This window comes from Marinobacter alkalisoli (assembly GCF_045449855.1).
Taxonomy (GTDB): domain Bacteria; phylum Pseudomonadota; class Gammaproteobacteria; order Pseudomonadales; family Oleiphilaceae; genus Marinobacter.
Window position 1 is genome coordinate 21864 of record NZ_JBJJLC010000019.1, and the last position, 10010, is coordinate 31873.

Sequence of the window (10010 nt, forward strand, 5' to 3'; positions counted from 1 at the left end):
ATGGTGTGATAGTACCTCAGGCAAGGGGCGGCGCAATTGACCTGGCTGCGCCGGCGCCTCTATAGGAAAGTCAGGTCCGGATCGGTGGACGCTACGTAGGTTTCAAGTCAGGGTAGGTCATAAATTCAGTGGATGCCGCCAGGAGGCCGTGACGTGCGACAGCTTCGCCCGGGTTTTTCCATGTCAGCACTGGTGCTGATCCTGTGTCTGGCCGGTCACGCCGCGGCCCAGGACCGCCCCCGCGTGCATTTGGAAGCGGTGGAAGAGGCCGATATCCTCCAGGAAATTTCCCTGAACGGGACGGTCAATGCGTTGCGGACATCGCGGTTGTCGACAGCCGTTCCGGGGTTGGTGGATTCGGTGAATGTGGAAACCGGAAGCCGGGTCAGTCGCGGCGATCTGTTGATTGAACTGGATGACGAGCAGGTGGATTATGAGCTGGCCGCTGCCCGGGCAGCCACTGACGAGGGCAAGGCGCGCCTGGCGGAAGCCCGGAGGCTGCTTCAAGAGGCACGCTCGGTGGGCGCTGGTCGCAACATCGCCGCTACCGAGGTGAGCGCCCGGGAAAGTGAGGTGACCAGTGCCCGGGCAGCGCTGGCGCGTTTGGACGCTGAGCAGCAACGGGTGGCGGCTGACCTGCGGCGGCATCGCATTGTGGCCCCCTTTGATGGTGTGGTCAGCCAGCGTTTCAGTGATTTGGGCGAATGGGTGACTCCGGGTGATGAATTGCTGCAACTGGTGGACACCAACAACCTGCGGCTGGATTTTCAGGTGCCCCAGGACTATTTCAGCCGGATTACCGACAGCGCCGAATTGCGGGTGCACGCCGATGGCAGATCGCTGATCGCCCATATTGAGGCGCTGGTACCGGTCAATGATCCCCAGGCTCGTACCTTTATATTGCGGGCAACCGCGCCGGATGGCCTGACGCTGTTGCCGGGAATGGCAGTGACGGCCACCCTCAGAGTCGCCTCCGGCGAACGCGGCCTGACCGTGGCCAGGGATGCCATCAACCGGTATCCCGAAGGTCGGGTCACGGTGTGGATTGCCGAAGCATCCGGTGACGGTGGCTACATCGTGACCGAAAAGCGTGTGGAAACCGGGTCGGGATTCGGGGACCGGGTTGAAATAACCGGTGGTCTTGCGGGCGGTGAGCGCGTGGTTGTCCGGGGTAATGAATCCCTCAGTGACGGTATGGAAGTGCAGTTGGCCGAGCGGGGGGCCAACTGATGTTCGCTGGTGTCATTCGTCACGGCACGCTGGTGGCGGTGATTACCCTGATCATTGCCATTCTCGGGGTGACGGCCGCCCTGCGGATTCCGGTGCAGATGATTCCGGACCTGGAAGTGCGCACGGTCACGGTGGAAACCCGCTGGCCCGGCGCCACCCCGCGGGATATCGAGAAGGAAATCCTTATCGAGCAGGAGCGTTTCCTGCGCAACGTGCCGAACCTGAGCCGGATGACGGCGACGGCCGCCAGCGGCACCTCCGAGATCGAGCTGGAATTCCCCTTCGGCGTCGATATCACCGAAACCCTGATCCAGATTAACAACGCCTTGAGCCAGGTATCGGATTACCCGCGCAATGTGGACGAGCCGCGGATTGTGGCCGCATCCTTCTCGGCCAATGCGTTCATGTATTTCCGGGTATCGACCCTGCAAGGCAACCCCCGGGAGCTGGACATCGAGCTGATGCGGGACTTTGTCGAGGACCGGGTCAGACCACGGATGGAGAGCGTGGCGGGAGTTTCCGAGGTCACGGTCGGTGGCGGTGCGGATCGCCAGATGCAGATCATTGTCGACGAGGCCCGGTTGGCCCAACGTGGCCTGAGTCTGGTGGACCTGCGGGATGCCATCACCGCCCGCAACCAGGATATCTCCGGCGGTGAAATCGATGCCGGCAAGCGACGATACCTGCTGCGCACGGTCGGGCGTTTTGACGATCAGAGTGAACTGGAACAACTGGTGGTGTCACGAAGCGGTGACAGCGTGGTCCGCCTGGGAGAGGTTGCCCGGGTGCAGCAGGACCATTCCCGCATACGCCAGCTGTCGATCATCAATGGCCAGCGGGTTATCGGCCTGCAGGTCCGCCGGGAGAGCGGCTCCAACGTGATCGACATCAAGCGCGCGATGATGGACGAGGTCGCATCCATCAATGACGAGGTACTGGCGCCCGCCGGCATGGAGCTGGGGCTGACCGCCGATGATGCCCGCTATGTCGAAGCCTCGGTGGCCAATGTCTGGACCAACCTGGGGATCGGCGCGGTGTTCGCCACCCTGGTGATGTTCCTGTTCCTGCGTTCCTCCCGGGCCACTTTTGCCGGGGTGGTGGGCATCCCGCTATGTGCCATTGCGGCTTTTATCGGGTTGCTTATTACCGGGCGCACCATCAACGTGATTTCCCTGGCGGGTATTGCCTTTGCCATCGGCATGACCGTGGACAACAGCATTGTCGTGCTGGAAAACATTGAACGGCACCGGCGCCTCGGGCTCGACCGTTTCGAATCCGCCCTCAAGGGCGTGCGGGAAGTCTGGCCGGCGGTGCTGGCCTCGACCATGACCACCATCCTGGTGTTCCTGCCCATTCTGTTTATCCAGGAGGAGGCCGGGCAGCTGTATTCCGATGTCGCCATTGCCATCTCCGCCGCCATCCTGACTTCCATGCTGGTGGCGGTGACTCTGATCCCCACCCTGTGCGCCCGCCTCAATTTCGGCAACCGGGCGGTCACCACGGATGAGTACGGCAACGCCGTGTCCGGCGGCTGGGCGTCGGGGATTATGACCGCAGTACGGTGGCTGGTGGCCACACCGGCGCGGCGGATCGTCGCCATTGCGGCCACCGCCGGGCTGAGCGCCTGGGTGATTCTGGTACTGACGCCACCGGCGGAATACCTGCCCGAAGGGGAGGAACCAAAAACCTTCGCGGCGATGAATGCACCCCCGGGCTATAACCTCAGCGAAATGCAGGCCATCGCTCAGCAGGTCGAGGACTATTTCCTGCCACACGTAGACGCGGATGGAGAAGCTTATACCGCCGGCGAGACGCCGGTACCGCCCATGGCCTACCTCAACATGCAGGTCAGCACCGAGCGGGTACGGATCATTGCGGAAACCCTCAATCCGCGCCATATCGAAGCGCTGATGGACGAACTCACCCGCTTCTACGAACAGTTTCCGGGCATGCGGGCGTTTGCCGCCAAGGGCTCGATTATCTCCAGTAACGACGGCGGCACCCGCAGCATCAACCTGGATATCTCCGGACCGGACCTGGTGTCCATTTATAGCGCTGCCAACGCAATCTATGCCCGCGCGGAAGAGATCTTCGACACCCCCCGCATCCAGAGCCAGCCGTCCACACTGTCCCTGGCCCAGCCGCTGATCCAGATTCGCCCCGACTGGGACCGCGCCGCAGAACTGGGTCTGGGTACCGAAGCCATCGGTTTCACCGTATCGTCCCTGACCGAGGGCGCTTACGTGGACGACTTCTTCCTGGGCGACGACAAGATCGATATCTACCTGTACGGCAGTGAAGGCCGCAATCCCGACCTCAGCGCCTTGCCGGATATCATGGTGCATACGCCTCAGGGCGCTACCCTGCCGTTGTCGAGCCTGGCCGCCGTGGAAGAAACCGTGGACACCAGCACCGTGCGACGGGTGGACGGCCAGCGCACCGTGACCCTGAACGTGATCCCGCCGGGAGATGTACCGCTGGAAGCCGGGGTGGAGCGGGTAAAAACCGAGTTGCTCGACAACATGCGGGAGAGCGGTGAACTGCCGGCCAACGTGAACGTGGATATTTCCGGCGCCAGCGACCAGCTCAACGCCACCCGCGACGCGTTAACGGGCAACTTTCTGATCGCCATCGCCATTGTCTATCTGCTGCTGGTGGCGATCTTTGCCCACTGGGGCTACCCGCTGCTGATCATGACCGCCATTCCGCTGGGGGTGGCTGGCGGAATTGTCGGGCTGGCGCTGATGAACCTGGTGGGTGGGTTGTTGCCGTTGATTGGCCTGCTGCCCCTGAGTCAGCCGTTCGACATGATCACCATGTTGGGTTTCCTGATTCTGATGGGAACGGTAGTGAACAACCCGATCCTGGTGGTGGACCAGGCTCGTCAGAACTTGCGTCACAAGGGCGTGACGGTAGTGGATGCGGTCATCGCGGCGGTGCAGACCCGCCTGCGACCGGTGGCGATGACCACGCTGACGACCATCTGCGGGCTGTCGCCCCTGGTGTTCCTGCCGGGCGAAGGCACCGAACTGTACCGGGGTGTCGGCGCTATCGTGCTGTTCGGCCTGCTGGGGGCGGCGACGGTCACCCTGACATTCTTGCCGGCTTTGACGGTATTCGTGCTTCAATGGCGGGAGCGACGTGCTTCTGGCGCTGGTTCTGCTGCTGGGTAGTGGCCTTTTGGGCTCTGGAGCTGCCGCCGCTTCGGGGGTCGGACTATTTTTCTTCTGGAAAAAGAACTCGCTTCGCTCAGACACCTTTTTCCTGACAGAACAACATCCCCACCCCCAAATCGGCTCGATCAACTTTGGTTAAGGCCGCTGTTAAGCTGCTGCGGTTTCCTGCTGGGTGACTGGCACTTCCAGTCTGATCTGGTCGCCGTCCAGCAGCACCGGGTAGGTTTTGACGGCCACTGTTTCATCTTCCAGGCACTGGCCGGTGATCAGGCTGAAGTGTTGTTTGTATAACGGGGAAGCAACCACCGGTTCACCCTTGATATCACCGGTAATGCCCCGGGCCAGCACGTTCGAGCCACTGAACGGATCGGTGTGGCTGACGGCAAACAAAGCCGGCAGACGATGCGGCAGATAGAACACCGCCACTGGCCCGTCTTCGGTCCAGACCGCAACACCGGATTCCGGCACCAAATCTTCAACCTTACAAACTGCATCCCAACGAGTACGAGCTTTCATAACAGTCTCCCAAGCAATCTTTCGATATATCTGTGTGGTCAAGTGAGTGAGGGGGTACGGGGTACTTTTCTGTCAGGGAAAAAGATGTCTGAGCGAAGCGAGTTATTTTTCCCAGAAGAAAAGTACCCCGTACCCCCTCGCTCCACCCCCAAACCGGCAGGCTAAGCAGACTCGGTCTCCAAAACAGGCCGCCGCTGATCCCGCTCAGTAGTCCACTGCTGCACTGGATCCTTCTTCTCCGGCGCATTGACGAACTCGCGGAAGCGCTTGCGCTTCTCCGGATCTTCCACCGCGGTTTTCCATTCGCATTGATAGGTACCAACAATGCTTTCCATGTGCTCTTCCAGTTCCTTGCCAAGACCCAGACTGTCTTCCAGTACCACCTCTTTCAGGTAGTCCAGACCACCTTCCAGGTTCTCCATCCACACACTGGTGCGCTGCAGGCGATCGGCCGTGCGCACATAGAACATCAGCACGCGGTCAATGGTACGGACCAACTCCTCGTCGGAAAGGTCAGTGGCAAACAGGTCGGCGTGGCGCGGGCGCATGCCGCCGTTACCGCACACGTACAGGTTCCAGCCATTCTCGGTGGCGATCACCCCGATATCCTTGCTCTGGGCTTCGGCACACTCGCGGGTACAGCCGGACACCGCCATCTTGATCTTGTGAGGCGAGCGCAGGCCCTTGTAGCGATCCTCCAGGAAGATCGCCATGCCCACACTGTCCTGCACGCCGTAGCGGCACCAGGTGCTGCCGACACAGGATTTCACCGTGCGCAGGGACTTGCCGTAGGCGTGACCGGTTTCGAAACCGGCGGCGATGAGTTTCTCCCAGATTTCCGGGAGCTCGCTCAGCGTGGCGCCGAACAGATCCACCCGCTGACCGCCGGTGATCTTGGTGTAAAGGTTGTACTCCTTGGCCACCTCACCCAGCACGATCAGCTTGTCCGGGGTGATTTCACCGCCGGGTACACGGGGCACGATGGAATAGGTGCCGTTCTTCTGCATGTTGGCCATGAAGGTGTCGTTGGTATCCTGCAGCGGCACGTGGTCGGTCGCCAGGATGTGCTCGTTCCAGCAGGTAGCGAGGATGGACGCCACCGCCGGTTTACAGATGTCGCAGCCATGACCTTTACCGTGTTCCCGGATCAGTGTCTGGAAGGTACGAACACCGTTGACCTTCACCAGGTGGAACAGCTCCTGGCGGCTGTATGGGAAGTGTTCACAGATGTCTTTGCTCACTTCCACGCCGCGCTTTTCCAGTTCGCTGTCCACAACGTTCTTCAGCAGCGCCGCACAGCCACCGCAGCCGGTACTGGCCTTGGTTTCGCTTTTAACGCTACCCAGGTCGCTGCAACCGGCATCAATCGCACCGCAGATATCGCCCTTGGTGACGTTGTGGCAGGAACAGATGGAGGCGGTTTCCGGCAGGGCATCGGGGCCCAGGGCTGGCGCACCGCCCTCGCTTTCCGGAAGGATCAGGGTTTCCGGATTGGCCGGCAGGGTGATGCCGTTGAGAGCGTATTGCAGCAAGGTATCGTAGGGACCATTATCGCCCACCAGAATGGCACCGAGCAGGGTCTTGCCGTCCTCGCTGACCACCATACGGCGGTAGTGGCCGGCCTGCTCGTCGTTAAAGCGGATGTTGCGGGCGCCCGGAGTCTGGGCGTGGGCATCGCCAATCGAGCCCACATCCACCCCCAGCAACTTGAGCTTGGTGCTCATGTCGGCACCGGTAAAGGCGGCCTCACTGTCACCATTGAGTGCCGATGCCAGGGTGCGGGCCATGGTGTAGCCAGGGGCCACCAGGCCAAAGATTTTGCCGCCCCACAGGGCACATTCGCCGATGGCGTGAATGTGCGGGTCGGAGGTGGTGCACTGATCGTTGATGACGATGCCGCCACGCTCGCCGATGTCCAGGCCGCTGGAGCGGGCCAGTGCGTCCTGGGGACGGATGCCGGCAGAGAACACGATCAGGTCGGTTTCCAGGTGGCTGTCATCGCTGAAGTTCATCCGCAGGCGGCTGTCCTCGCCCTCGACAATCTCGGTGGTGGCTTTCTCGGTGTGAACCTGCACACCCAGCTCCTCAATTTTGTGCCTGAGCAGCGCGCCGCCATCACTATCGAGCTGTACCGGCATCAGTCGCGGGGCAAACTCCACCACGTGGGCTTCCAGCCCCAGACTCTTGAGGGCATTAGCCGCTTCGAGGCCCAGCAGGCCGCCGCCGACAACGACGCCGGTCTTCACGCCCTCGGCGCTGGTGCGGATGCTGTCGAGATCTTCCAGGGTGCGATACACCAGACAATGGGGATGTTCGTTACCCTTGATCGGCGGAACGAACGGGTAGGAACCGGTTGCCAGTACCAGTTCGTCATAACCGTAGGTACCCTCGGGGGTGGTCACGATCTTCTGGTCCCGGTCAATGGCGGTAACCTGTTCGTCCAGGTGCAGATCGATGTTGTTCTCCGCATACCAGTCGGCGGTGCCCATGGCCAGGTCGGCATGGGTGGAGCCGCCGAAATACTCGGACAGGTGGACGCGGTCGTAGGCCAGCAGCTTTTCTTCGCCGAACACCTTGATATCGAAGCGGTCAGCGGCAGCCGAACTGGTCAACTGCTCCAGGAAGTGGTGACCCACCATGCCGTTACCGATCACGATCAGGGTTTGTTTGCTCATGGTATTTCCTCTCTCTTTCACTGACGGCATCACGCGGCGTCGCAGTAATGTTTGCCAAAGGCCAGGTGAGCCCGGATCGGGCTGATGTCATCGGCCTGTTGAATGCGTTCGCTGTACCAGAGGCCGTCCGTGGTTTCACCGAACAGGACCGCGCCGGTCAGGCGCTGGTCGCGGATCAGCAGGCGGCAATAGCGATTGGTTTCATAGTCCTGCCAGACCACGGATTCGGTCTCGTCGTCCGGTTCTGTCTGGCCACAGGAAAAAATGGGGATGCCACTGATCTTCAGTCGCGCGGGAATGACGGATGGTTCGAAAGTGGCGTCGCTGTTGGCATTGCAGAGCGCCTGGGCCAGCACTTCCGCCTGTTGATAGCAGGGCTCCACCAGCCCGAAGGTCTGCTTGCCGATCTGGCAGCATTCGCCAACGGCATAGATATTCGGATCGCTGGTGCGCAGTTGGGTATCGACCTGGATGGCCCGGTCACAGGACAGGCCAGCATCATGGGCCAACTGGGCATTGGGTGAAATGCCGGCGGCGATGACCACCAGGTCGGTGCTGATCAGGGTTTCATCGTCGAGCTGTACCGCGCGGACGGTGTCCTTGCCCAGTAGTGCAAGCGGGGATGTGCGGGTACGAATTGTCATACCACGGGCTGTCAGTGCATCTTCGAGCAGGCCGCCACCGGTGCGATCCAGCTGGCGACTCAGCAGATGACTGCTGCGATGCAGTACCGTGACCGCCATCCCGCGACTGCGCAGGCCCTCTGCCGCCTCCAGGCCCAGGAACCCGCCGCCGATGACCACTGCCCGCCGGTAACGCTGGCTGATACTAATCAGTTTTCGGGTATCCCGCAGGTCACGGAATCCGACCACGCCTGCCAGTTCCTCGCCTTCAATCCCGAGACTGGCTGACCGGGAGCCGGTGGCAATCACCAGACGGTCGTATTCCTGAACCAGACCGCTGGTGGTGGTGACGGTTTTTTCCATCCGGTTGATGGCGGTGACGGGGTCACCCTGGTGGATCTCGATGTTGTGCTGCTGGAACCAGTCGGATTGTTTCAGCACCAGGCTGCTCTCGCTGGCATCACCTGCCAATAAGGCGGACAGCTGGATCCGGTTATAGGCCGGGCTGGCTTCGCCATTGAACACCACGATCCGGCCAAAAGGCTGGTGCGGCTGTGCAACCAGCTTTTCCAGCAGCCGTTGGGCCACCATGCCATGGCCGCAGATAACGAGGGTTTGTTGTGCCCCGGTGTTCATGTTCACCATCCCTTATTACCCAAACAAAAAAAGCCGAAGCATCTCACCCCCGAAGGGACTCGATGGTTCGGCGCCAATGCCAACACTAATGATCTGATGGTCCGGCCGCTCCTTAGCCGGGACATTCATCCTTGATCAGGTAAAAGCGAACTCCGTGCCAACATTATTAGTTTAATTTAAACAGCAGGTTAGGCGTTCTCCTCCAGTTTCTCCTCGACGTGCGTGCGCCCAGACGGGGCGGCGTGCACCGCGAAGGTGCCTGATGGCTGATCCGGACTCTCGTCGATTGTTTCTGCCTCGGGCTCGTCCACAGGAGCACTCTGTTTGCCAGGAAAGCTCTGTTTTTCATACAAAAAGGACAGCACGGCCTGACGGTAACGCACGTACTCCGGATGATCCGCCAGGGCGACCCGGTTACGTGGCCGTGGTAGTTCAATGTGGAGTTCCTCCCCCACCGTGGCGGCGGGGCCGTTGGTCATCATCACGATGCGGTCGGACAGCAGAACGGCTTCATCCACATCGTGGGTGATCATAATCACGGTGCTGTTCAGATCCTGCTGAATCTCCATCAACGAATCCTGCAGGTGTGCCCGGGTCAGGGCATCAAGCGCGCCGAACGGCTCGTCCATCAACAACACACTGGGCTTCATCGCCAGCGCCCGGGCAATCCCCACCCGCTGGGCCATGCCCCCGGAAATCTCCCCGGGGCGCTTGTCCAGAGCGTGCCCCATGTTCACCAGGTTCAGGTTGTGCAGTATCCACTCGCGCCGCTCGGCCTTGCTCATGGTCTTGCGGAACACCTGCTGCACCGCCAGCTCGACGTTTTCATACACCGTCAGCCACGGCATCAGCGAATGATTCTGGAACACCACCGCCCGTTCCGGCCCCGGCGTATCCACTTCATGTCCGTCCAGCACACAGCCACCACGGGTGGCCTGCAGCAGCCCGGCGACAATATTGAGCACCGTGGATTTACCGCAGCCGGAGTGACCGATCAGCGACACAAACTCCCCTTTGCGGATCTTCAGATCCACGTTCTCCAGGGCGATAAACGGGCCTGTGGGTGTATCGAAAGCCATTTGGACATTGGTTAATTCAAGATGTGGCTTACTCATAGCTAACTCCTCAATGCTTACGGAGCCCCGGGTGGAGAT

At 60.9% G+C, this 10010-nt stretch carries 6 protein-coding genes; 2 read left to right on the forward strand and 4 right to left on the reverse strand.

Features of this window, described 5'->3' with window-relative positions; genetic code table 11:
• The first annotated feature begins 153 nt into the window (after positions 1-153).
• Together ACJO5Y_RS09375 and ACJO5Y_RS09380 are read left to right on the forward strand one after the other, a co-directional pair.
• Positions 154-1230, forward strand: a complete 1077-nt coding sequence (locus tag ACJO5Y_RS09375) for an efflux RND transporter periplasmic adaptor subunit (RefSeq protein ID WP_406986564.1) — start codon at positions 154-156, stop codon at positions 1228-1230.
• A complete protein-coding gene (locus ACJO5Y_RS09380) occupies positions 1230-4403 on the forward strand; it encodes an efflux RND transporter permease subunit (protein ID WP_406986566.1) in 3174 nt (1057 codons plus the stop codon). The genes ACJO5Y_RS09375 and ACJO5Y_RS09380 overlap by 1 nt, the downstream gene beginning before the upstream one ends.
• 150 nt (positions 4404-4553) lie before the next feature.
• Here ACJO5Y_RS09380 and nirD read toward each other — a convergent pair whose 3' ends face one another.
• From nirD to ACJO5Y_RS09400, 4 genes are all read right to left on the reverse strand, one after another.
• Complete coding sequence (gene nirD / locus ACJO5Y_RS09385) at positions 4554-4922, reverse strand: nitrite reductase small subunit NirD (protein WP_406986569.1); 369 nt, start codon at positions 4920-4922, stop codon at positions 4554-4556.
• 161 nt (positions 4923-5083) lie between these two features.
• The gene (nirB, locus tag ACJO5Y_RS09390; RefSeq protein WP_406986571.1) at positions 5084-7618 is read right to left on the reverse strand and encodes a nitrite reductase large subunit NirB; all 2535 of its coding nucleotides are present in this window, start codon (positions 7616-7618) and stop codon (positions 5084-5086) included.
• 8 nt (positions 7619-7626) lie between these two features.
• Positions 7627-8856, reverse strand: a complete 1230-nt coding sequence (locus tag ACJO5Y_RS09395) for an NAD(P)/FAD-dependent oxidoreductase (protein WP_406986573.1) — start codon at positions 8854-8856, stop codon at positions 7627-7629.
• A 188-nt stretch (positions 8857-9044) separates the two neighbouring features.
• Positions 9045-9935 (reverse strand): ABC transporter ATP-binding protein, encoded by an 891-nt coding sequence (locus ACJO5Y_RS09400; RefSeq protein WP_406986575.1) that lies wholly within the window; start codon positions 9933-9935, stop codon positions 9045-9047.
• Positions 9936-10010 lie beyond the last annotated feature (75 nt).